Origin of the sequence: Micromonospora pallida (assembly GCF_900090325.1) — a bacterium.
GTDB classification, from domain to species: Bacteria; Actinomycetota; Actinomycetes; order Mycobacteriales; family Micromonosporaceae; genus Micromonospora; species Micromonospora pallida.
In genome coordinates this window covers 6,131,436-6,152,427 of the sequence record NZ_FMHW01000002.1, presented here as the reverse complement: position 1 = coordinate 6,152,427, position 20,992 = coordinate 6,131,436, and the positions used below count along the sequence as shown (strand labels likewise).

General features: G+C 68.2%; 24 protein-coding genes, 1 tRNA gene and 1 pseudogene. 19 read left to right on the top strand and 7 right to left on the bottom strand.

Annotated elements, in window-relative coordinates; all coding sequences use genetic code 11:
• Positions 1–10: 10 nt before the first annotated feature.
• A complete protein-coding gene (locus tag GA0074692_RS25970; RefSeq protein WP_245730461.1) occupies positions 11–1,861 on the bottom strand; it encodes a DUF6311 domain-containing protein in 1,851 nt (616 codons plus the stop codon).
• Between the two features lie 214 nt (positions 1,862–2,075).
• On the opposite strand from GA0074692_RS25970, the gene GA0074692_RS25965 reads away from it, so the two are divergent.
• Positions 2,076–2,789 (top strand): class I SAM-dependent methyltransferase, encoded by a 714-nt coding sequence (locus GA0074692_RS25965; protein ID WP_091648543.1) that lies wholly within the window; start codon positions 2,076–2,078, stop codon positions 2,787–2,789.
• 62 nt (positions 2,790–2,851) lie between these two features.
• Here GA0074692_RS25965 and GA0074692_RS25960 read toward each other — a convergent pair whose 3' ends face one another.
• Entirely contained in the window at positions 2,852–3,385 is a 534-nt protein-coding gene (locus tag GA0074692_RS25960; protein ID WP_091648539.1) for a YbhB/YbcL family Raf kinase inhibitor-like protein, read from the bottom strand.
• A 274-nt stretch (positions 3,386–3,659) separates the two neighbouring features.
• Between GA0074692_RS25960 and GA0074692_RS25955 the strand changes: the two are divergent.
• Positions 3,660–4,394, top strand: a pseudogene (locus GA0074692_RS25955) (class I SAM-dependent methyltransferase); the annotation flags it as partial.
• 258 nt (positions 4,395–4,652) lie between these two features.
• On the top strand, positions 4,653–5,066 hold the full coding sequence (locus GA0074692_RS34260) for a hypothetical protein (RefSeq protein ID WP_141725411.1): 414 nt from the start codon (positions 4,653–4,655) through the stop codon (positions 5,064–5,066).
• 100 nt (positions 5,067–5,166) lie between these two features.
• On the opposite strand, the gene GA0074692_RS34985 is transcribed toward GA0074692_RS34260, so the two are convergent.
• The 3 genes from GA0074692_RS34985 to GA0074692_RS34250 all read right to left on the bottom strand — a co-directional run bounded on the left by GA0074692_RS34985 (position 5,167) and on the right by GA0074692_RS34250 (position 6,270).
• Positions 5,167–5,251 (bottom strand) — tRNA-Ser (locus GA0074692_RS34985).
• A 129-nt stretch (positions 5,252–5,380) separates the two neighbouring features.
• Positions 5,381–5,764 (bottom strand): hypothetical protein, encoded by a 384-nt coding sequence (locus GA0074692_RS34255; protein ID WP_141725410.1) that lies wholly within the window; start codon positions 5,762–5,764, stop codon positions 5,381–5,383.
• Positions 5,761–6,270 carry a hypothetical protein gene (locus GA0074692_RS34250; RefSeq protein WP_141725409.1) on the bottom strand — a complete coding sequence of 170 codons (510 nt, stop codon included), beginning with the start codon at positions 6,268–6,270 and terminating at the stop codon, positions 5,761–5,763. Before GA0074692_RS34250 ends, GA0074692_RS34255 begins: the two co-directional genes overlap by 4 nt.
• A 382-nt stretch (positions 6,271–6,652) precedes the next feature.
• On the opposite strand from GA0074692_RS34250, the gene GA0074692_RS25950 reads away from it, so the two are divergent.
• Both GA0074692_RS25950 and GA0074692_RS25945 read left to right on the top strand, forming a co-directional pair.
• The gene (locus GA0074692_RS25950; protein ID WP_091648534.1) at positions 6,653–7,246 is read left to right on the top strand and encodes a hypothetical protein; all 594 of its coding nucleotides are present in this window, start codon (positions 6,653–6,655) and stop codon (positions 7,244–7,246) included.
• Positions 7,236–8,351: an XRE family transcriptional regulator gene (locus GA0074692_RS25945; protein ID WP_176738576.1), complete on the top strand. Its 1,116-nt coding sequence runs from the start codon at positions 7,236–7,238 to the stop codon at positions 8,349–8,351. Before GA0074692_RS25950 ends, GA0074692_RS25945 begins: the two co-directional genes overlap by 11 nt.
• A 69-nt stretch (positions 8,352–8,420) precedes the next feature.
• Here GA0074692_RS25945 and GA0074692_RS25940 read toward each other — a convergent pair whose 3' ends face one another.
• Together GA0074692_RS25940 and GA0074692_RS25935 are read right to left on the bottom strand one after the other, a co-directional pair.
• Positions 8,421–9,110, bottom strand: a complete 690-nt coding sequence (locus tag GA0074692_RS25940) for an HAD family hydrolase (protein ID WP_091648528.1) — start codon at positions 9,108–9,110, stop codon at positions 8,421–8,423.
• Complete coding sequence (locus GA0074692_RS25935; RefSeq protein ID WP_091648525.1) at positions 9,107–9,973, bottom strand: GntR family transcriptional regulator; 867 nt, start codon at positions 9,971–9,973, stop codon at positions 9,107–9,109. Before GA0074692_RS25935 ends, GA0074692_RS25940 begins: the two co-directional genes overlap by 4 nt.
• Before the next feature lie 580 nt (positions 9,974–10,553).
• Between GA0074692_RS25935 and GA0074692_RS25930 the strand changes: the two genes are divergently transcribed.
• The 14 genes from GA0074692_RS25930 (at position 10,554) to GA0074692_RS36745 (ending at position 20,876) form a co-directional block, all read left to right on the top strand.
• Positions 10,554–10,913, top strand: coding sequence for a DUF6284 family protein (locus GA0074692_RS25930; RefSeq protein WP_091648523.1), 360 nt, complete (start codon positions 10,554–10,556; stop codon positions 10,911–10,913).
• Complete coding sequence (locus tag GA0074692_RS25925) at positions 10,913–11,281, top strand: RRQRL motif-containing zinc-binding protein (protein ID WP_091648520.1); 369 nt, start codon at positions 10,913–10,915, stop codon at positions 11,279–11,281. Before GA0074692_RS25930 ends, GA0074692_RS25925 begins: the two co-directional genes overlap by 1 nt.
• Before the next feature lie 103 nt (positions 11,282–11,384).
• Complete coding sequence (locus tag GA0074692_RS25920) at positions 11,385–11,723, top strand: hypothetical protein (protein ID WP_245730460.1); 339 nt, start codon at positions 11,385–11,387, stop codon at positions 11,721–11,723.
• Positions 11,723–12,577 (top strand): ABC transporter permease, encoded by an 855-nt coding sequence (locus tag GA0074692_RS25915; RefSeq protein ID WP_091648513.1) that lies wholly within the window; start codon positions 11,723–11,725, stop codon positions 12,575–12,577. Before GA0074692_RS25920 ends, GA0074692_RS25915 begins: the two co-directional genes overlap by 1 nt.
• An 89-nt stretch (positions 12,578–12,666) precedes the next feature.
• The gene (locus tag GA0074692_RS25910; protein ID WP_091648511.1) at positions 12,667–13,137 is read left to right on the top strand and encodes a Pycsar system effector family protein; all 471 of its coding nucleotides are present in this window, start codon (positions 12,667–12,669) and stop codon (positions 13,135–13,137) included.
• A gap of 146 nt (positions 13,138–13,283) precedes the next feature.
• On the top strand, positions 13,284–13,670 hold the full coding sequence (locus GA0074692_RS25905) for a hypothetical protein (RefSeq protein ID WP_091648509.1): 387 nt from the start codon (positions 13,284–13,286) through the stop codon (positions 13,668–13,670).
• A gap of 20 nt (positions 13,671–13,690) precedes the next feature.
• Positions 13,691–15,619 carry an FtsK/SpoIIIE domain-containing protein gene (locus tag GA0074692_RS25900; protein WP_245730459.1) on the top strand — a complete coding sequence of 643 codons (1,929 nt, stop codon included), beginning with the start codon at positions 13,691–13,693 and terminating at the stop codon, positions 15,617–15,619.
• A gap of 134 nt (positions 15,620–15,753) precedes the next feature.
• The gene (locus tag GA0074692_RS25895; RefSeq protein ID WP_091648507.1) at positions 15,754–15,993 is read left to right on the top strand and encodes a hypothetical protein; all 240 of its coding nucleotides are present in this window, start codon (positions 15,754–15,756) and stop codon (positions 15,991–15,993) included.
• Between the two features lie 41 nt (positions 15,994–16,034).
• Positions 16,035–16,739 (top strand): GGDEF domain-containing protein, encoded by a 705-nt coding sequence (locus GA0074692_RS25890; RefSeq protein ID WP_091648506.1) that lies wholly within the window; start codon positions 16,035–16,037, stop codon positions 16,737–16,739.
• A 283-nt stretch (positions 16,740–17,022) separates the two neighbouring features.
• Positions 17,023–17,775 (top strand): bifunctional DNA primase/polymerase, encoded by a 753-nt coding sequence (locus GA0074692_RS25885; protein WP_425413360.1) that lies wholly within the window; start codon positions 17,023–17,025, stop codon positions 17,773–17,775.
• Between the two features lie 5 nt (positions 17,776–17,780).
• The gene (locus GA0074692_RS37040) at positions 17,781–17,918 is read left to right on the top strand and encodes a hypothetical protein (protein ID WP_425413359.1); all 138 of its coding nucleotides are present in this window, start codon (positions 17,781–17,783) and stop codon (positions 17,916–17,918) included.
• Positions 17,915–19,171 carry a DUF3631 domain-containing protein gene (locus GA0074692_RS25880; protein ID WP_176738575.1) on the top strand — a complete coding sequence of 419 codons (1,257 nt, stop codon included), beginning with the start codon at positions 17,915–17,917 and terminating at the stop codon, positions 19,169–19,171. Before GA0074692_RS37040 ends, GA0074692_RS25880 begins: the two co-directional genes overlap by 4 nt.
• Positions 19,172–19,293: 122 nt before the next feature.
• The gene (locus GA0074692_RS25875; RefSeq protein WP_091654088.1) at positions 19,294–19,503 is read left to right on the top strand and encodes a helix-turn-helix transcriptional regulator; all 210 of its coding nucleotides are present in this window, start codon (positions 19,294–19,296) and stop codon (positions 19,501–19,503) included.
• On the top strand, positions 19,500–20,876 hold the full coding sequence (locus GA0074692_RS36745) for a tyrosine-type recombinase/integrase (protein ID WP_091648504.1): 1,377 nt from the start codon (positions 19,500–19,502) through the stop codon (positions 20,874–20,876). The genes GA0074692_RS25875 and GA0074692_RS36745 overlap by 4 nt, the downstream gene beginning before the upstream one ends.
• The last annotated feature ends 116 nt before the right edge of the window (positions 20,877–20,992 follow it).

The following is a 20,992-nucleotide window of genomic DNA, read 5'->3' as shown; positions in this document are numbered from 1 at the left end:
CCCCAGCCGGTCAGTCCACCAGGGGGCGGACGTCCCAGAGCCACACCCCACCGGCCCGTACCGGGTCGACGCCGGTGAGTTCGGTCATCCCCCGACGCAGGGCGTCCTCGTGCCGCTGCGGGGCGAGCACCACCGCCCCGGCCCGCCAGTACCGCAGGTCGTCGACGGCTGCCACCCGGTCCTGCGGGGTGATCGGCGGCACCGCTCCGGTGCGCCCGATGGTGGTGAAGAAGCTGCTGGTCGGACGGGGAGTGGCGCCGAACAGCGCGATTCGCCCCTCGGGCGCGTCCGGCCGTCGGTCCGGGCCGAGGAAGTAGCCCCGCGCGATCGGCATCTCCAGGCCGGTTACCGCCGACCAGCGCAGCGGGTCGGCGTAGTCGGTGTCGGGCAGCGGAAGGGCGACCAGGCTCCGCCCACCGGCCAGGTACGGTCGCCACGCCCCGGACGTGACGAACTCGGGTACCGGTTCCAGCCGGGCCGTGGACAGCGGGGTGGGTAGCAGGGGCAGCAGCGCCATCGCCAGCACGGTGCCCGCGCCGAGACGGATCTGCCGGCGGGCGGTCGGGTGCCGGCGGGTCAGCTCACCGACCCGTGCCACGCCGTACGCCAGGAGCAGCCCGACCACCGGCGTCAGTGCCAACGCCCACCGGGTGGGCACCACCGAGTGCAGGATCGGCAGGTTCTCCAGGGCGCCCCAGGGCGCGGGGACGCCGGTGTCCCGGCCGTTGTAGCGAATCTCCCGGCCGAGGGAGAGCACGGCGAACAGCAGCCCCACGGCGGCCAGGCCGAGCACCTCGGCGCGGTCCCGAAGCCACCAGACCAGGACGGGTACCAGCAGCGCCAGCGGCCAGCCGAAGAAGGCGTTCTCCTCGGTCGGGTTCTTGGCCAGCCGCTCGGTGTCGCGGGGATCACCGGCCAGCGACTCACCAGGCCAGGCGAAGAAGGAGGCGAGGTCGCTGCGGTAGCCCCGGATCAGCCGGGAGAGGCCCTCGTACGCGCCGGGACCGAAGAACTGGACGTACAGCGGGTACGCCAGCACGACGAGCGCGCAGCCGGCGGCGACGCCGAGTCCGGCGAGGAAGGGCCGGGCGTCCCGCCACAGGTCGGGCCGACGGACGACCAGGACGGCGATCACCACGCCGAGCCCCACCGCGGCCATCAGCAGGATCTCCAGGTTGAGGAACGCCTGCCAGACGACGAGGAGCCCGAGGATCAGGCCGTTGCGCCGCCACCGGCCCGGTTCGCGCAGGGCGAGGGTTCGCCAGACGATCAGCGGGACGACGTACTGGGCGACGATGTTGGGGTGGGCGTTGGCGTGGGACACCATCGCCGGGGAGAAGGCGCAGAACGCCGCCCCCACCCAGGCCGCCGGTCGGGAGCGGATCAGCACCCGGGAGAGGACGAGGTACCAGGCGACGCCGGTGGCGACCATCGCGCCGGTGAGAAAGAGCAGAAAGGCGGCTCGCGGACCGAACAACACGGTGACCGGCGTCATTGGCAATGAAACGGATAATACGGACGTATTCGCCATGAGGTTGACGCCCTCCGGCACGTTCATCCGGTCCGAACCGAAGGGGTAGGCAAAATCGGTCAACACCCGCGCGCCGTGCGCCAGCATCCACTCGAACTGGGCCTGGTCGGTAGGATTGACCCCGCTCTCGTGGTCGGGGTTCACCCAGAATCGGGCGGTCACCCAGAGCGCCAGCAGCACGAATCCCGCCGACGCCGCCGCGTCCGGAAGCCACCGGCCAGCAAGGCGTACACCGCCGTCCGGCCCGCCCGGATCGCCTCGCCGCGCCGCACTGGAGGACCCCGGACGGAGCAACCACTCCCGACCGACCTCCGACTCCGGAGTAGTCATGACAATTCAGAGCGTAGTCACGCCCAGACGGCGAGGTGTGCGTTTCGGAGTTCCGGCGTAGTATGTGCCAGGTTCGCCCAGTAGAAGATCTCCGCACCCCCGATCGAACGTTTTCCGGCCACCCCCCGGTGGCCGATTTCCCCACCGCCAACGCCAGGTGGTTGACTCTGTCGGGTCCGGATGCGGGTCGAGTCATATGGTGAGGAATCGACGCATGGCAGAAATCACCGGGGACCAGCGCGTGCAGTCCGAGGTGCTGGAGGGCCTCGCGACAGCCGTCAACCACCGCCGATGGTTCGTCGAGCTCGCCATCCCGTACCTCGGCGACAACCCGATCGAGATCGGCAGCGGGCTCGGGGACTACGCGCTGGAGTGGGCACCGCACCTGCCCCGCTTCACCGCCACCGAGGCGGACCCGGACCGACTGGTCGCGCTGAAGGAGCGCCTGGCCGACCACCCCACCATCGAGGTACGGCAGATGCTGCTGCCGCACGACGAGGCGGGCGCTGAGTACAGCGCGGCGGTCTCGTACAACGTCCTCGAGCACATCGAGGAGGACGTCGCCGCCCTGCGCAGCATGCGGGACCTGGTCCGGCCGGGCGGAGCGGTGATCATCATCGTGCCGGCGTTCCAGTTCGCGATGAGCCCGGCGGACATCGCCACCGGCCACGTCCGCCGCTACACCAAGCGGACCCTCGGGGCTGCGATGACCGAGGCCGGCCTGCGGGTGGAACGGATCCACTACGCGAACGCGCTCGGTCTGATCGGCTACTTCATGGCCACCAAGGTCTTCCGACTGATGCCGAAGGAGGGCCCGATGGTCAAGGTCTACGACACCACCGTCCTGCCGGTGACCAAGGCCGCCGAGCAGGTCGTCCGACCACCGTTCGGCCAGTCGGTGTTCGCCGTCGCCCGCGTCCCCGGCTGACCGGCGCCCACGGAGAAGGGCCGCGCCCGTTGCCCGGGCACGGCCCTTCGGCTCACCGGTGGTTACTCCTTGACCTGGTACGTCGGGCGGATGACCGCCCGCGCCAGGGTGTGGAACGCCAGGTTGAAGCCGACGTACGCGGGCGTGGCGTCCGGCGAGAGATCCAGCCGCTCCACGTCCAGCGCGTGCACGGCAAAGAGGTACCGGTGCGGCCGGTCCCCGGCGGGCGGAGCGGCCCCGCCGTACCCCTGCTGGCCGTAGTCGTTGCGGACGCTGAACGCCCCGCCGAGGGCGCCCTCGACGACTGCCCGGGGCAGTTCGGTCACCGAGGCCGGCAGGTTGACCAGCACCCAGTGCCAGAAGCCGCTGCCCGTGGGCGCGTCCGGGTCGAAGCAGGTGACCACGAACCCCTTCGTCTCCGCCGGGAAGCCGGACCAGGCGAGCTGCGGCGACACGTTGTCGCCACCCACGCTGCCGTGCGCGTACGCGGCGTCCATCGGCTCGCCGTTGTGTACGTCGTCACTGGTCAGGGTGAACGACCCAACGGTCGGCAGCAGCTCGTACGGATCCGGGGCGATCGGTCGTTCCAGGGTCATCGGTGATCCCTCTCACTGAAGGTGGTTTCCACCATTCTTCCTACCCTGCTGGGGGCGGGTGGCGAACGTCCGCCCCGGTGCGCGGCGTGGCTCAAGCCGCCGAGGCGGGAACCAGTACGGACGCTGGCCAGTGGGGAACATGACGCATGTATGCGACATGTCCCTCACTCCGGTCGCAAGGGAAAACGTGACCTACGCTCTTTGCAGCAACGCCAGGCCCCGTACGCGGCGTGGGGCTGGTGACGGCCAGGGAGGCGGGGGCATGTCCAGCGGGCAGTTGTACGACACCATCGGAGCCACCTACACCGTGACGCGGCGCACCGAGCTGCGGATCGCCGCAAGGGTCTGGGCTGCGCTCGGCGATGCGCGGACGGTATTGAACGTCGGGGCTGGTACCGGCTCCTACGAGCCCACCGACCGTGACGTCACCGCAGTGGAACCGTCGGCGCTCATGCGTGCACAGCGTCCCGCAGGCGCAGCGCCGTGCGTGGCTGCCAGTGCGGACAGGCTTCCGTTCGAGGACCAGTCCTTCGACGCGGCGATGGCTTTTGCCACCATCCATCACTGGCCGGACCCGATCGCGGGCCTGCGCGAAATGCGGCGTGTTGCTCGCCGCGTGGTGGTGTTCACGCACGACACCAGTGATACCGGGTGGCTTCATCGGTTCTGGCTTACTCGCGACTACCTTCCCGAAGCCGCTGACCTCGTTGCCGCCCGGCCTTCTGTGACCGAGCTGGCCGACGCGATCGGCGCCCGCCTGGAGCCGGTGCCCATCCCCTGGGACTGCGTCGACGGCTTCTTCGAGGCCTACTGGCGCCGGCCCGAGGCATACCTGGACGAGAACGTCCGTCGCGGGGTGTCGGTCTGGGCCAGGGTCGGGCCGGACGTCGAGCAGAGGGTGGTACGCAGCCTCCGTGACGACCTCGCCTCAGGCCGGTGGGCAGAGCGCAACCACGACCTCGTCGGTCTCGACGCGGCAGAGCTCGGCCTTCGCCTGCTCATCGCCTGAACCCGCCTCATCCAGGTACGACTTCGCCGCCTCGACGCGACGCGCCCCGAACTGCGCCACACCCTGCGGGCAACCGGCCCTGCTGGCGGCCAAGACCAGGACTCGCGCAAGCGCGCAATTGTCACATTGACGTGGGTCGAAGACGGTTGCAAGCCATCCGAGATATCGAGTAACCATTGACAGCAACCCCGATGATCGGCGAACATCACTACGTTCAGGGTCATCGACCCTGTAACGCAAGCCAACGGGGGAGGACAAGTGAATCTCAGAAGGAAAGTACTGTCGCTTGCGCTTACGGCGATAAGTGTGGGCGTCTCCTGCCTGGTTGCCGCAACACCGGCTCAGGCTGCCGCCAGTTGTCGCGCTTGGTACGACGTAAAACCCTGGCATACCTCGACGTGCATCGACGACCAAACCGGCTATTTCGTGGGCACAGGACTTATCAGCGTGGACGGTCATCCGTCGAACTGCCACAGGTACCGGGTGTACCTGGTCGATATTTACGGTGCAGAGCGATTTTCCACTGGCGCCTGGGCATGCAGTACAACCAGCATTACCGTAAGCCAGCCGGTGAGCTATTTTTCCGACAGCTTCGCCTTCAGCAGGCTCAAGGCGTTCGACACTGCCGGAAACGTCATTCTCATCATCGACAGTCCGGTTCGCCAGCTGTAGGCCGCCACCGCACGCAGCCAAGCCGCCCTTCGGTGTCCAGCGATGCGCCCCCTGGCCAGCGTTCGCGCCGGCCAGGGGCGTTCTTGCTACTCACGGGCGGAGGGTGTGGGATTCGAACCCACGAAGACATCGCTGCCTTACCGGTTTTCAAGACCACGAAGCTCACGGCGCTGACCTGCTGGTCTGCGAGCCGTGACCCACCTTGCGACACAGATACGGCACGAGAACTACGAGGTGAGGTCTCTACCGCCTCGGCGAGCTAGACCTAAGTGCCGCAGGCCCGGAACAGTCGATCTTACCCTGATACACCATCGCTATAGCTTCTCGATATCACCGATAAGCCGATCGAGTTTCCTGGCCGTACGCATGGTCATCTTCCTTACAATGGCGAAGAGATCATCGACGTCATGATTGATTCTCATGTATCTGGGATCGGCAGAGGTCACAATCCCTCCGGCGAGGTAATCGAGCACCTCGTTGCCCTCTTCATCTACTATCCGAATCTCCGGAGCACCTATTCTATCCGATCGGCGGAGGTGTACGGTGAAGTTCGGAGTCGAGAGACTGAATACCGGCTCAGAGTCTAGAGGCGTCTTCCTTATCCGCCACTGAGCCGCCCCCTTGGAGGTTCGATCAACTAGCAGCGCAACTAGTCGCTCAAGCCGATCTAGCGTGGGGCCATCCACTTCCAGGCTCACTGACTTCCTCCCGCCTGAATGCCCTGCATGCTAGCAACGGCGCTCAGTTCGTTCGTCACTCTTGCTATAGCTTCGCGCACAGGTTTGGTCAGCTCGGCCAAGTCAACATCAATCGAACCAACGAGCTCACTAGCGATCTCCGACGCTCCGGAAACTGAGATCTGAATGTCGGTGAGCAGATCATCTCCAGCGAGCCCGCCGAACTTCAGCAACCCCCGCATCTGCCCTGCCTGCCAACGCCAGCTTTGCAGATGAGAGCGAATAAGCGGCTTCGACTTTGCAAGCACCGCTCGCTCCAGTTCCTCTTCAGTGCGCTGCAACTGAGGAATCAAGACGAGCACATTGCTCCTCGATATAGCCGCTTGTGCCGTTTTTGCGGCATCTCTGGCAGCTTCCGCCGCTTTACGCGTTTTGCGAAGCTGCCAGAGCGTCAATCCAAATCCAGTTGCTGCTACTGGTATCGCGGAGACATCTGCGGCGTGGCCAGCCAAGTCAAGGAACGCCAACCCGTGACTCCGATCCAGTAGAGAGCGCCACTCAGGATGATAGGGGACGACCACCATGCTGGCTAAGAGCTCGCCTCCACTTGCGATCACCAGATCCGTCCGGGCAGCCTGGAACGTCTCGACCTTCGCGCGCCGACGACCGGACTCAATGCAGCTCCGCGCCACCACGCCGACTCACAGCCCACCACGAAGGCTGTAGGCGCCGCGATACCGACAGGAGCTGTGGCAGCGCGCGGCGCGCCCCCTGTTCGGCCCCGCGACCGCCCATGCCGAGCGCCCCACAGGAGGGCGGCGGACCCACGGCTGTCGCCCCCATCACGTAGGATCACCTGGACGCAGGCCCGGAATAATATTCCTGACCCGCCCTGAACAGGAGGTTCATGTGCTCAGTGAAGCCGAGGCGCGTAAGATCGTGGGGGTCGCGGGGGCCGAAAGGCTGATCGAGGTCGTCGAGGGGGCATGGCAAGATCACCTCGACGAAGGTCGACGGCGGGGGTTTCGGGCGCGCGCCTCGATCGTCTGGGAGTACATGATCCGAAGGGCCGACGAAGCGTTGGTCGAGGGGATGGAGGGCGTACGACGCACTGAGCTTCAGGGCTCGGCCGGGTACGTCCTGCGCGAACGGATGCTTCTCCGGTTCAAGAAGCACAGCCGCGCTCTGGCACCGAGGAACTACCCCACCCGGACGCAGGTCCGCCTGGCCGGGCAGGGCTTCCTCGACGGCATGCCGCAGCTTGCACATGTGACCTGCGGCTACGTCCTCGACAAGGTGGAGGCAGGGGTCGACAAGATCGTGTTGGTCCGCAAGGTGGCGGGTCAGGTTGAGTGGTTTATCGATCTTCGCGAACTGGCGGCGGGGGTCCTTGCGCCTGTTACGCCGATCCTGCCTTCGCTCCCCGGTTCAGGCTCGGCCGAGATCGCTGCGCTTCCCAGCATTGCCCGTGTAGCACGCAAGGAGGATGGTGATGGCCGATGAGTTTAATGCTCGCATGGTTACATTGGCGCGAGAATCAGAAGGCCTGACGCAAAGCGCCCTTGCGCATCTTGCTGGCATTTCTCAAAGCCAGATTTCGAAGATTGAAAACGGATTCGAAAAACCTCAACGCGATGTTTTGGAACAACTCGCCAAGGCATGCGGGGTTCCTATCGAATTTTTCTCTCAAAGAGAAGAGGTGCTTGGTGAAGGCTTCGTCGATTTCTACCATAAGAAGCGTCTAACGCTTCCAGTAAAGCCGCTCAAGAAGGCTAACGCACTGGCGAACGTCCGACGACTTGAGGCCGTTCGCCTACTTCGTACGCTGGAATTTGACTCGGCCGCGCCATTCCCGTTCTGCCCAACCGACGAGTCGTGGGACCCGCAAAGTGCGGCACAGTTCGTTCGTGCTACATGGCGCATTCCACCCGGCCCTTTGCCGAATCTCGTTGCATTGATTGAGGCGACCGGGATACCTGTCTTCGTGACAGACCTTGGCCATGAGAAACTGTCCGCAGTTTCGATGCCTGGCATGGCAGGGCGACATGTCATTGTTCTGAACGGAATGCTTCCGGCATCCGCACGTCGCTTCGCTTTGGCACATGAACTGGGCCATCTGGTAATGCACAACGGGTCAGCGTCCGACGACATGGAGCGTGACGCCGATGCTTTCGCATCAGCGCTGCTCATGCCTACACAGGACATCCGACCTGACTTGCGAGGGCTCCGATTCCGCGAACTCGGAGCCCTCAAGGCAAAATGGCGCGTATCGCTCGCCGCCCTGGTCAAGCGCGCGAACGACCTGGGGACCATCACCGAACGCCAGTACCGAACATTCTACATTCAACTGTCGAAGCTGCCAGGCGGAAGAAAGAATGAGCCAGGCGAATTCGATTCGGAAGAACCCAGACTGATGCGGTACCTCATTGAGCACTACTTAAGCAATCTCAAATATTCGCGAGAAGAAGTAGCAAAGCTCATGGTATTGAATGAGCACAAGCTCGCAGAAGTCTACTTCGGAGAAGCGCCAAGCAAGCTACGCACCGTGGAGCCGAAGCGGCATCTACATGCCGTTTCAATGCCTCCAGCGGATGCCCGGCTCTGGTAATTCCAGCGGCGGGGGCAGGATTGATCCTGCCCCCGCTGTTCCTGTTTTGCGAACGCCATCCATATAAGGTCAGGGGCGTTCCATTAACGCCTCGGCCACCATTCCCATGCATGTGATTACGGCGTCCGCCCCGGCCATACGGAAGGCATCTTCCTTGGACGGCCGATTTGCATATCCGATCACGCTGGCTCCTGCCGCCCGCGCCCCCTCGATATCCGAGAGTGAGTCGCCGATCAAAACGCAGTCACTCGGAATCGCACCAAGCGCGCGGACGGCATCCAGAACAGGTTCCGGATGAGGTTTCATGCGAGCTGGCTTGGCGTACACGCGCCCAACGACTGGCGACACGTATCCGGCCAGCCGATGCGCTGTTAAATAGGCGGTCACCGCGTCGGCGGAGTTGTTACTGACCACCGCCACCGGCACGCCAGCCTGCCGGGCCGCGACGATGACCTCACGGCCGTACGGCGTGGGTTCGGCAGTCTCGACGGCGCGGCGCTCGGCTGCGCAGAGTGCGTCCTCTACGGCCCGCGTGGCGTCCTGGTCGCCGGTCGCACCGGTGCGCCGGAGCACCTCTAGCGGGTCCGGCTCGCTGGCCAGGTCGGGCGGCACGTCGACACCGCGCCGCCGGAGCACGTCGACCAGTTCGGCGGCAACCTTCGGCGCTGGGTAGTTGGCGAAGATGCTGCACACCGGCCCGTCGAAGTCGAGCAGGATCGCACCGATACCGGCCATGAGCCGGTGAAGGTCGGCGCTCATCCGTCGTATCGGTAGGCGATGGTCGACCACACCGAGTCGAACCACTGGCGGGACGCTTCCACGAACTGTGTGCCGTGGGAGGTGTCGTCGTCAGTCACCGCGTAGTGGAACAGCGGTACGTCCTTGCCCATCAGGTCGTAAATAGCCATGGGCTCGCCCTTAACCGAGACGGTGCGCTCAACGACCGGGTAGAAGCCGTAGAACACCTCTTCGCCGTTGAGGATGTAGAGCTTGAATAGCGGAGATGCCCGGTGCATCCGTACCTCGACGGTGGTCGACCGGATAAGGCCGAGGTCGCCCAGCTCGGTGACCTGGTCGATGATGCCGTCTGCCGCACGGCGGGTGATGCGCTCGGCGCGTTCGCGTACGGCCGGGTCGTCGGCTTGCGTCTCGGCCCGTGCAGGTAGCGCCATCGGGACGGTCATGTCGGAGATCAGAACCCGCACGGCGATCGTCTCCGGCGCCAGCCGTCCGACACGGACCTTGTCGAGTGCTTCGGCGAGCGCGTCTCGCAGCGTCTCGCCGGAGAAGCCGGCGAAATCGATGGTGACGTGGGGCCGCTCAAACGTGGCTTCGATGTGCGGACGCAGCTCAACGGCCCGTTGCGTCTGCGCGCGGACGAACGCGCCGCTCCCCTGCCGGGACACGATCAGTCGCTCTGCCCTGAGTAGGTCTAGGGCACGCTTGACGGTCTCCCGTGCCACGCCGTAGCGGGCTGCTAGTTCGGGCTGTGACGGCAGCTTGTCGCCGGGAGCGAGTCGGCGCGTGAGGATGGCGGCCCGCAGCTTGTTGGCGATTTGCTGCGATGCCTGTTTCGGGTCGTCGGGGTCTAGCTGACCGAGGAAGTCAAGGTCTTGGCTCACTCGTCCACGGTAGCTCTGACTAGCCAAGTTGGGAAAGTTTGCCGCGCAGGCTTGACCTGACTAGCCAAGCACCCCTACCGTCATCTCATCGAACCTGGCTAGCCAGGAACGACAAGCCGGTTGGTTGTCGGCGTCGGCGTTGCGGCTTCGGCTGCGGCGTTCGCGTACGGGCTGCCGCGCACTCGTTCATTGAGAACTTCACAGCAGAAGCGCCGCGTAGATCCGTCTGCGGTATGCCCGCATTGAGCCACATGGTGGTCGACCCCGGTATGTCCCGGGCGAGCGGGCCGAGTGGACGGGTCCGGCGCGCGGTTTCGCTTCTGCCACCGATCCAGCAGCCACGGCTACCCGCCGACCCGGCGGGCTTCCTGCCCTGGCTATCCACCTGATCTGACCTGGGGAGAGGTGATCCCGCTATGACCGTGCTCGCCGCGTGTGTGCGTGTCACGACGAAGTCCAGCGCCGTATGGCGCACCTGCAACGGGTGCGGACACCCTGCCCCGCTGGCTACCGATGAGCGCCGCTGCCGGTCCTGCCGGCAGCCGGCCCGCTCTCGCCGTACCGGAAGGAACCGAGCGAAGTGAACCACGACCAGGGACCGTCGGCCGCTGACCTGGACGCGATCGACGTCGAGTGGCCGCTGATCGCCGCCGAACTCGACGTGCTCGACGCTGCGATCAGCCTGATCTACGCCGAGGACCACGGTGGCCCGTCCGCGATGGACTGGCGACGGGTACGCCGCGCCGAGGCCCGAGTGACCCGGACCGCCGCCGAGTTGACCGCTCGCCAGCACGGGCACGTCTGCCGGCTGGTCGAGGTGGCCCTGACGACGGACTGCGCGTACGGCTGCAAGGTCCTGCGCTGCCGGGACTGCGGTGGTGAGCAGGTGTCGCACCGGGCCGTCTACGGCTGCCCCGTCGGCTCGTCCCGCGCGGCCTGATGGGCCGCATCCGCGCCGCCTACTGGGACCCGGACGGGTCGCGGTACGGCATCCCCACCTACTGGTGGAGAGGTGCCCCGCCCGGCTACGCCACCCGCCGCCAACTGCGTGCCGCCGGCCTACGGCCCGCCGGTCAGCCGGTGGCCGCTCAGGTTCTCTGGCGCGGCATTGGCGGCACCCGTGCCGCCTACCTGTACCGGCTGGACCTGGCCCGACCGAAGCGCACCGCCACCCCCGCGCAGATGCGCGCCGTCCGGGCCGCGCTGATCGCCCGGCGGACGTGTCCGACGTGCCGCGATGTGCGGCCGTACTACATCCCGCGCTCGCTCGGTGAGTGCACCGACTGTGCCTACGGAGGTACCTCGTGATCCTGCTGTTGATCCTGCTCGGCGGCCCCGCCGTGATGCTCGCCCCGTTCGCCCTCGCCCACGCCCTGAACACGCCTGCCCCGACGATGAAGGAGACGCTTCGATGACTGCCCGCAGGAGCCACCGCGCGGTGATGGCTGAGCTGCTGTTGCTCGCCGCCCCGACCGGCATCCGCGTTCATGGCGACCACGCGTCCATGGCCATCACGTTCGCCACGGTCGCGGAACTGCGCACTTGGCTCGACGCCGCCGGGCTGAACGCTCCGGACTTGCTGACCGCCGAGCGGGAGCGCACCGACAGCGAGGGTCGCCCGGTCCGGTCGATGTACGCCTACCCGACGTGGCACGGCTGGGAGATCTACGCCGACGCCACCGAGGCCGTCGACGTGTCGCCTCTGGACGCGTCCACGGTGGCCGCGCTGACCGATGTGGCGGTGGCCTGATGACCGCTCCCGCCATCAACGGCACCCGTTACCCGCAGCCGGTGGAAGACCTGCTTCCGGCGGCCCGGAAGCTCGCTCACGAGTTGGGTGGTCTGCCGTCGCGGAATCGGCTGATGAAGCGGTTCCGGATCGGGTCGGAGAAGGCCAACGAACTGCTGACCCTGTTGCGCGACGAGCGTGACCAGCAGGCCCGGACCGACCGCATGCACGCCGCGATGGTGGTACGCGGCAGCCTGGCAGAGCGGCCCACGCTGTTCCCGATCGACCCCGCCCCGGACACCGACACCACCGAGACGGACCCGGCCACGCCCGACCGGACCGACCCGCCCACGCCGGACCCGGAACCCGCCCTGCCGGTGGTGGCCGTCGAGCCGACCGAGCAGATCAGCACGGTCGAAAGCCCGGACACGAAGATCAGTCCCGCCCGGTCGCGGCGGGCGGTGGTGTGGCCCGTGATCCTCCTCGCGCTCCCCGCGTTCGTCGCGATCTGGGGCGGGTGGGTTGGGCTGGGGAAGCTCACCGGGTTCGGGAAGGTCAACCTGCTGCCCGGTATCGGGTCCGGGTGGGTCATCGACACCGCCATCACCCTCCCCATCGGGGTGGAGACGTACGGGGCGTACGCGCTCTATGTGTGGCTGTCCGGCCGGGTGCCGGTCCGGGCGGCCCGGTTCGCGAAGTGGTCCGCCCTCGGTTCCCTCGGCATCGGCGCTCTCGGCCAGGTGGCCTACCACCTGCTCATCGCCGCCGGGGTCACGTCCGCCCCGTGGTGGATCACCACCCTCGTGGCCTGCCTGCCCGTGGCCGTGCTCGGCATGGGCGCGGCCCTGGCGCACCTGATGCACGCGGACCAGTAGCTACGCCCGGCGGCACAGCACTCGGCCTAGACAACCCGCTGTGCCGCCGGCCTTGCACCCAACCCTGCGATGAGAGGAGGGCACCTCTGATGGTGCCAGTACCCGATCCGGAATGGTTCACCGCCCGACAGACGGAGGTACGGGCCGAACTGGTCCGCGTCGACAGCAAGGCATCCACCCTGATGGCCGTCGCCGGAGCGGCCGTCACCGTCGGCGTAGCCGTCCTGGCCCGCGCTGACCTGCCCGCATTGGCGATGGCCGCCGGGGTGGTCACGGTCGCCCTGGTCGGCACCGCCGTCGCGCTGCTGGCCTGCGCCGTCCGGCCGTCCCTCGGCGGCAGTCACGGCCTGGTCCACTACGCCACCGCCGTGCCGGGGGACCTCATGACCGAGGCCACCGCCCCGCCCCTGGTCACCACCGCCGAGCAGGCCCGCCATCTGGTGTGGCTGTCCCGCACGGCGATGCGCAAGTACCGGCGGGTTCGCCTCGCCGTGGATCTGCTGGTGGCCGGGCTGGTCGGCACCGCCGTCACGGCCCTGCTCGCCCTCATCCTGCGCTGACCGCCGGTTTCCCGGCCGTGCCCACCGACCCGCGCTGCCGGGTGGGTGGGTGCGGGGGCCAACCGGCCCACCCCTGTTCGCGCCGGGCGCGGTGCACGCCTCGACAACGACCCGCGCCCGGCCCTCCCCGGAAGGGAACCATCAGCATGGCAGGCATCAACGATCAGCGCGGCATCTTCACCGGTGCCGACGCCCTCACCGACAACGTCTCCCTCTCGCACTGGTTCAACGAGACCCGCCGCGTCCTGCACGCCGCCGCCCTGGAACTCGGCGTGACCGCCTCCGAGCTCGACGCGCGCCTCCGTGCCGTGTCCGGTGGGGTGGTCATTGGTGGTTTGACCGCGCGGGCGCGGGCGCGGCAGGTGGCTAAGCCCATCACCCACGCCTCCGATGCGCTGGTGGTGGCGTCGCAGTACATCGTGACCGCGTCGACCCGCTTCGAGGCCGTCTACCTCCCCGAACTGGAGGCCGTCGGCCACCGACCGAGGAAGTCTGACTTCCGGTTTACCAACGGCGGGGGTGGTGGTCGATGAAGCGGCCACGATCGTCCCGCATGCCCCGCAACGGCGGGCTCTCCCCGATGTCGTACTCCGTCGACCTGCGCTCGGCTGCTCTGCCGTACCTGGTGTGCCCGGCTGGGTGTCTGCTGGCGTGGCCGGCGGCTGCCGCGTCGCACCACTGGTGGGGCACCAACCCGTGGGCCGCCGCCGGCATCACCGCCGCCGGAGGAGGCTTGACCGCGCTCACCTGGGCCGCCGGCCGTGCCCGTGGCGTCATCCGGCAGCGGGTGGCGACCCTGCTCACCGCGTCGGGGTCGGTGTGGGCATTGGGCGCCACGATCGGCGCGCCGTGGGAGCGGCCGTGGCTGGACCTGTGGGCCGGCGGCACCGTCGTCGCGTCCGTCGCGGTCGCGGTCATGCGGCTGATGGCGAAGGCCAACCCCGACGAGCAGGCCACCCACACCACCGGTGGTGGCCTGGCCGAAGCGGTTGCCGCGTTGAAGGACGCGCGGATCGGCCGCCCGAAAATCGACGGGGCGAAGGTCAAAGCGTCGATCACCATGCCGCACGGCGAGACGCTGTCGGAGGTGGAGGGCTCGCGCGATTCCATCGCGTCGGCTCTCGACGTCGCGCCGTCGGCGGTGCGGGTGCACCGCGACCCCGACAGCGTCCGTACCGGGCGGATCGAGGTGGTGCCGGTCGACCAGCTCCGCGACACCATCCCCTGGGCCGGCCCCTCCGCGCCCGGCCGCTCCGTGGGTGACGCGCCACTGCGGTTCGGCATCGCCGAAGACGGCGAAGCGGTCGCGCTGTGGCTGACCGGCCGTCCCGGTGTCCGCCCGGCCACCCACGTCCGCGCCACCGGCATGACCGGCTCCGGCAAGACCGAATGGGCACTGGTCGTAATGACGGACTACCTGACCCGCGCGGATGGTGCGCTGGTGGTGGTGGACACGGTCAAACGTGACCAGACCGTCAAGCCGGTCAAGGACGGGCTCACCCTGCTCATCACCGAGGACGAACACGCGGAGGCGTTCTTCGACATCCTCGCCGAGAAGGTCATCCCCGCCCGCACCGAGGCGTTGGGGCGGGAAGACCTGACGGAGTGGATGCCGGGCTGTTCGCTCTCGCATCTGATGGTGTGGGTGGAGGAATCCGCAGCGTGGTCCGGTCACCCCGCGCTGGTGCAGGTGGCCGAACGCGCCCGATCGGCCGGGATCTCGCTGGTGCTGTCCCAGCAGCGGTGGACGCACGACCGGGCACCCACCTCGCTGCGGTCGCAGTTCGCCACGAACGTGTGTTTCGGCATCGACAGCCGCGACGATCCGACCCTCGCCCTGTCCGGCGAAACCGTCGACGCCGGAGCGTCGCCGGAGACGTGGGGAAGCAGCAAGCCTGGCTACCTGTACATCGAGTCGCCCGGCATCCCCACCAGCCGGTGGCCGATCCCCTGCCGCAGCGAACTGGCCCAACGCTCGGACCTGGCCGCCGCCGTGGCCGGGTGGGCAACCGTGCGGCAGCCCCTCGACCCGGTCACCGCTCGCGCTCTCGCCCCCGTCATGCCCACCGACACCGTCAAGCCGTCACCCGGCCCCCGCCCCACCACCGCCGGTGGTGGTGAGGCTGAGCAGGAGGTACCCGCTATGGCCGCACGCCCCGGCGTCAACCCCAACGACCCGCCCGACGACGTCGACCCCTCCAAGGAGTTGGACACCACCCCGACCCCGCGCCGGTTCTCCCTCGCCCTGCCGAAGCCGACCAGCCCCGAGCAGGCCCGCACGATCCTGCGCGACCACATCACCGCCCTCGCCGGACAGGGCCACACGGAGGTACGGCCGGCTGACCTGGGTGACGTGCTCGCGGCCACCGGCTACGGCGCGCCGTGGCTCACCAAGGCTCTCAAGGAACTCACCGTCGGTGACCAGCCGCTGCTGATGGCCGTCAACCGCAACGGCCGCTACCGCATCCTGCGCACCGCCTGACCGAGCGCACCACGGGCCGTGTAATCGCCGTGAAGTTCACGCCGATTACACGGCCCCTGACCTAGAGAAACCGGCCGTGAAGTACACGTGTAATTCACGGCCGGCCTACCCTGCCCCACAACAGGAGTCGACCCATGAACCTGGCCGCCGTAGCGCTCATCGCGCTCGCCCTCGGCACCATCCTCGGCATCACTCTCGGTATACCGCTCGGCCGTCGCGTCGAGCGCGTCGCGTGGCACGCCGACGCCGCCGTGGCCCGTGCCCGCGTCACCGGATGGCTCATCCGCGACCTCACCGGACTCGCCGGCACCGCCGCCCTCGTGATCGCCGTCGCGGGGTTCGTGATCTGGGCTCTGCTCACCCACCGCCGCTAACCCAACCCCGCTGCTGTCGCTCGCTCTGGGAAGGACACCCGATGCGGACCACGCTCGCCGCGACCGCCCTCGGCACCGCCACCATCGGACTCGCCGCCGGATGGCTCACCGCCCACCACCGGCTACGCGCCCAGCTCGACGCCGCCCGCCACGACGCCACCCACGACCCGCTCACCGGAGCCCACAACCGCGCCGGCCTCACCGCCACCGCCGACCCGCTCATCACCACCGCCCACCACGCCGGCCGCCCCGTCGTCGTCGCCCTCATCGACCTCGTCGGCTTCAAGCAGGTGAACGACACCCACGGCCACGACGCCGGAGACCACATCCTCACCACCGTTGCCGCCCGACTCGCCACCATCGCCGGCCCGGTCGGCATCGCCGCCCGCCTCGGCGGCGACGAATTCGCCCTCATCACCACCGGCCCCGCGCCCCGCCACCACGACGCCGACGTATGGCTGAACGGATGGCTGCCCCACATCCACGCCCGACTCACCACCCCCGTCAACCACCACAGCCGAACCCTGGCCGTCGGCGCGACCATCGGAGCCACCCTCGCCCACCCCGACCAGCCCATCAACGTGTGGCTCACCACCGCCGACCAAGCCATGTACGCCGCACGCGCCCGGCGCACCACCACCGCCACCGCGACCGGCCCCGCGCCCACCACCGCCCGTGCCATCAGCCGGCCCCGTGACCGCGCCCGCCCTACTAGCCGACTCGGCACCGTCCCTCTCGCCGCCTGACAACCCCACAACTGGCGCGCTGCGCGCCCTCACCACCAGATGGCCAGTGCCCGCCCGGCGCTGGCCATCTGTACGCCACACCGGGAAGGAGCGGCACCGGCTGATGAACCCGCCCACCGTCCGGTGCGGGCACTGGATCGGCGTTGACCGGCGCTACTGCCACAGCCCGAACGGTGTCCGCGCCTACCTGCAAGGCCCCCGCTGCCCCGACCACACGCCGTCGGCTCTCGCCGGCCGACCGGAACCCGACTCGACACCCGTCCACCCGTACGGAAGGAGTCTCATGCCCGACCCGTCTCCGCTGCTCGCCGCCGCCCTGGACTACGCCGCCCGTGGCTGGCCGGTGTTCATGCTCGCCCGGTCGAAACGGCCCGTTGCCAACTGCCCGTCCTGCGCCGACCCCGATCCCGGCCACGACCGGGAAGCCTGCCCGTGCCTGACCTGTCACGGGTTCTACGCCGCCACCACCGACCCCGACCGGGTCGCCGCCATCGTTGACGCCGTGCCCGCCGGGCAACTTGCCCTGCGGACTGGTGCCGCGTCCGGCACCGTCGTGGTCGACGTCGACCCCGCCCACGGTGGCCGGGACACCATGAACGCGCTCATCGAGCGCGGGTTGCTGCCGCCCACCGCGTACGTGGCGACCGGGTCCAATGGCCTGCACCTCTACTACCGCCACCCCGGCGGCCCGGTGCCATGCAGTCAGGGCAAGCCAGGACAGGGACTCGGTCCCGGCATCGACGTGAAAGCCGACGGCGGGTACGTGGTACTTCCGCCCAGCGTGCACCCGCGCACGGGCCGCCCGTACCGGTGGGCACCGGACAAGGCGATGGAGGAGATGCCCTCCGCGCTGGTGACGGCCTGCCGACCGGCCGCGCCGACACCACCGCCGACCCTGCCGCACTCACCGACCAGCACTCGCCCGGCGGGGGCATCTCCTTCCCTGACCGGCTGTTGGCCGCGCACCTGCAAGCGGTCGCTGACGCCCCGGAGGGAAGCCGCCGCACCACCCTCTACGGCGCGGTACGCGGCGTAGCCCGCATGGTCGCCGCCGACGCGATCAGCCGCGCCGACGCGATCACCGCCCTCACCACCGCCGGCCGCGCCGCCGAGCAGACCGACCGGGACATCCGCGCCGCCATCCGTGGTGGCTTCCGCGCCGAAGGACTCGCCGCATGAACCAGCCCATCAGCACCACCGACCAGCCCAACGACGGCGCAGCGATCCTCGACGCCCTACACGCCTGCCTCACGAAGTACGTGATCCTGCCCTGCGCGGAGGCGGTCGACGCCGTGGCGCTGTGGGTGGCCGCGACCCACGCCCAACCCGCGTGGGCACACGCGCCCCGACTGGTCATCCGCGCACCCGAGAAACGGTGCGGGAAGTCCCGACTGCTCGACGTGGTCGAGGCAACCTGCTACGCGCCGCTGATCACCGTCAACGCCAGTCCCGCCGCTGTATACCGGGCGATCGGGACCGACGATCCGCCGACCCTGCTCGTGGACGAAGCGGACACCATCTTCGGTGCCGCCGCCGACACGAACGAAGACCTACGCGGCCTGCTCAACGCCGGTCACCAGCGCAACCGGCCCGCGATCCGGTGGGACGCCGCCGCGCAGAAGGTCGAGAAGATCCCCACCTTCTCCATGGCCGCACTCGCCGGTATCGGCGCGATGCCCGACACCATCGAAGACCGCGCCGTCGTCATCCGCATGCGCCGCCGTGCACCCGGCGAAACCGTGGCCCCCTACCGGCACCGCCGTGACAGCCCCGCCCTACGCGAACTCGCCCGACAGCTCACCGGGTGGCTACGGGCGAACATGCGTGACCTGGAAACCGCGGAACCGACCATGCCGGTAGAGGACCGGGCCGCCGACACCTGGGAACCCCTCGTGGCCGTGGCCGACCTCGCCGGGGGAACCTGGCCCGACCGGGCACGCCGTGCCTGCGAAACCCTCACGGCCGAACGCGACGGAACCGCCGTGCCCTCCGACCGGATTCGCCTGCTGGCCGACTGCCACACGGCGTTCCGGACGGCCGGGGTGGTGGACAACCAGGGACGCCGGGCGATCCCCAGCACCATCCTGCTCGACAAGCTGCGGGCCGACCCCGAAGCGCCATGGGCCGAGTACGGCAAGAACGGTGCCGGACTCACCGCGATGAAACTCGGTCAACTACTGGCCGAATACGAGATCCGCTCCACCAACATCCGCTTCGGCACGCCATACGGGCAGGTCAAGGGCTACTACCAAGCCGATTTCACCGACGCGTGGCGACGCTACTGCCCCGGCCCGGAGATGGTGCCCGAGGAGGACCCGTCCCAGCCGTCCCAGCCGTCCCCGCCCAGCTCAGCCCCGGGACGGGTCATCCCCCTGGGACGGCTCAAGCCGTCCCACCCGGCCGAGCACACCACCACCGCCGGGACGGCTTAAGCCGTCCCACCCGCCAAGCCGTCCCGGCCCTGACCTGCATAGGGACGGCTGGGACGGCTGGGACGGCTACCCCCGCCCCCTCGCCACTACCCGACCGCCGCCCGGAGGAAGGACAGCCGCCCGTGACCACCCGCCCGAAGCGCACCACCCCCACCGGCAACCTTCTCACCCTCGCCGAAGTCCTGGACGAACTCCGTGTACCCCGGTCGACCTTCTTCCGCTGGAAGGCCACCGGCCGCGCACCCCGAACCATCAAGTACCCGAACGGCAGCCTGTACGTCCGCCGCCGCGACCTCGACACCTGGCTGAACGATCACGAGGAGGCCGCTTGAGCAGTTACAGCGTCCGGATTCACGCGATCCTGACCAACGAACTGTCCGGCAAGAAGAAGTCATACACGGTCCGGTGGAAGGTCGCTGACAAGCCCTTCCGGAACACGTTCGCAACCCGGGCACTCGCGGAAAGCTTCCGGTCAAAACTGGTCGTGGCGCAGCGGGAAGGTACGGCGTTCGACGAAAAGACCGGGCTGCCCGAACCGATGGCCCGGGAACTGAACAGCCGGAGTTGGTACGACCTGGCCGTGGCGTTCGTGGACATGAAGTGGCCACGTGCCGCCGCGACTCAGCGCAAGAGCATTGCCGACGCGCTCACCACCGTCACGCCCGCACTGCTCGCCACGTCGCGTGGGGTACCCGACGAAGCGGAGATACGCCACGCTCTCTACACCTGGGTCTTCAACAAGCAGCAGCGAGACCGGGACAAGGGCGTACCGCCGAGCGAGCTTGCGCCGGCTGTGCGGTGGCTCGCCGCGAACACGCTGCCACTGACGGACGTAGCAAATCCGGCGACCATCCGGAAGGCGCTCGACCTGCTGACCACCAGGATTGACGGTGGTCCGGCCGCCGCTAACACGGTGGCAAGAAAGCGTGCAGTCTTCTACAGCGCGTTGAAATACGCCGTCGAACTGCGCTATCTCGACGCACACCCGATGGACTTCATTCAGTGGCGAGCACCGAAGAACACCGACCAGGTCGACCGGAAGGTGGTGGTTAATCCCGAGCAGGCCCGGTCACTGCTCGCAGCGGTTCGGGAGCGGGACCCGCGCTTGGAAGGGTTCTTCGCCTGCATGTACTTCGCCGCCCTGCGCCCTTCCGAGGTGATCCACCTACGGGCCGACGAATGCGACCTACCCGAAGAGGGATGGGGGTGGCTTCACCTCAGCGGATCGACGCAGCAGGTTGGCGAGGATTGGAGCGATGGCGGCACGTCGCTCGAAGACCGCGAACTGAAGCACCGAGCAAAGAAGGCGACCCGCGACGTACCGGCCTGCCCCGAGTTGGTTCGCATCCTGCGGCACCACCTACGGGAGCACTGCCGGAACGCCAACGGCCGGATGTTCAATGCCGCTGGTGCCAGGGTGGCCCCGGTGTCGAAGAGCACCTACCTGCGCGCCTGGCGGCAAGCGCGCGAGGCAGCGCTGACACCCGCGCAGCAGCGGTCACCGCTGGCGCACCGGCCGTACGACCTGCGGCACGCCGCTGTGTCGCTCTGGCTCAACGCTGGCGTACCGGCGACGCAGGTAGCGCAGTGGGCCGGGCACAGCGTGCACGTGCTGTTGAAGGTCTACGCCTCGTGCATCGACGGACAGGATGAGGCAGCCCGGAAGCGCATCGAGGGGGCGTTGGGCACCGAGGAAGCCGAGTAGCGCCGACACGGATACGACACGACCAGTGAGACGCGACGGCTACCAGCGGGACGAAGTGAGACCGGTTCGCGAACCGTGAAACGCCCCCTGACTGGCGTTCGCGCTGGTTAGGGGGC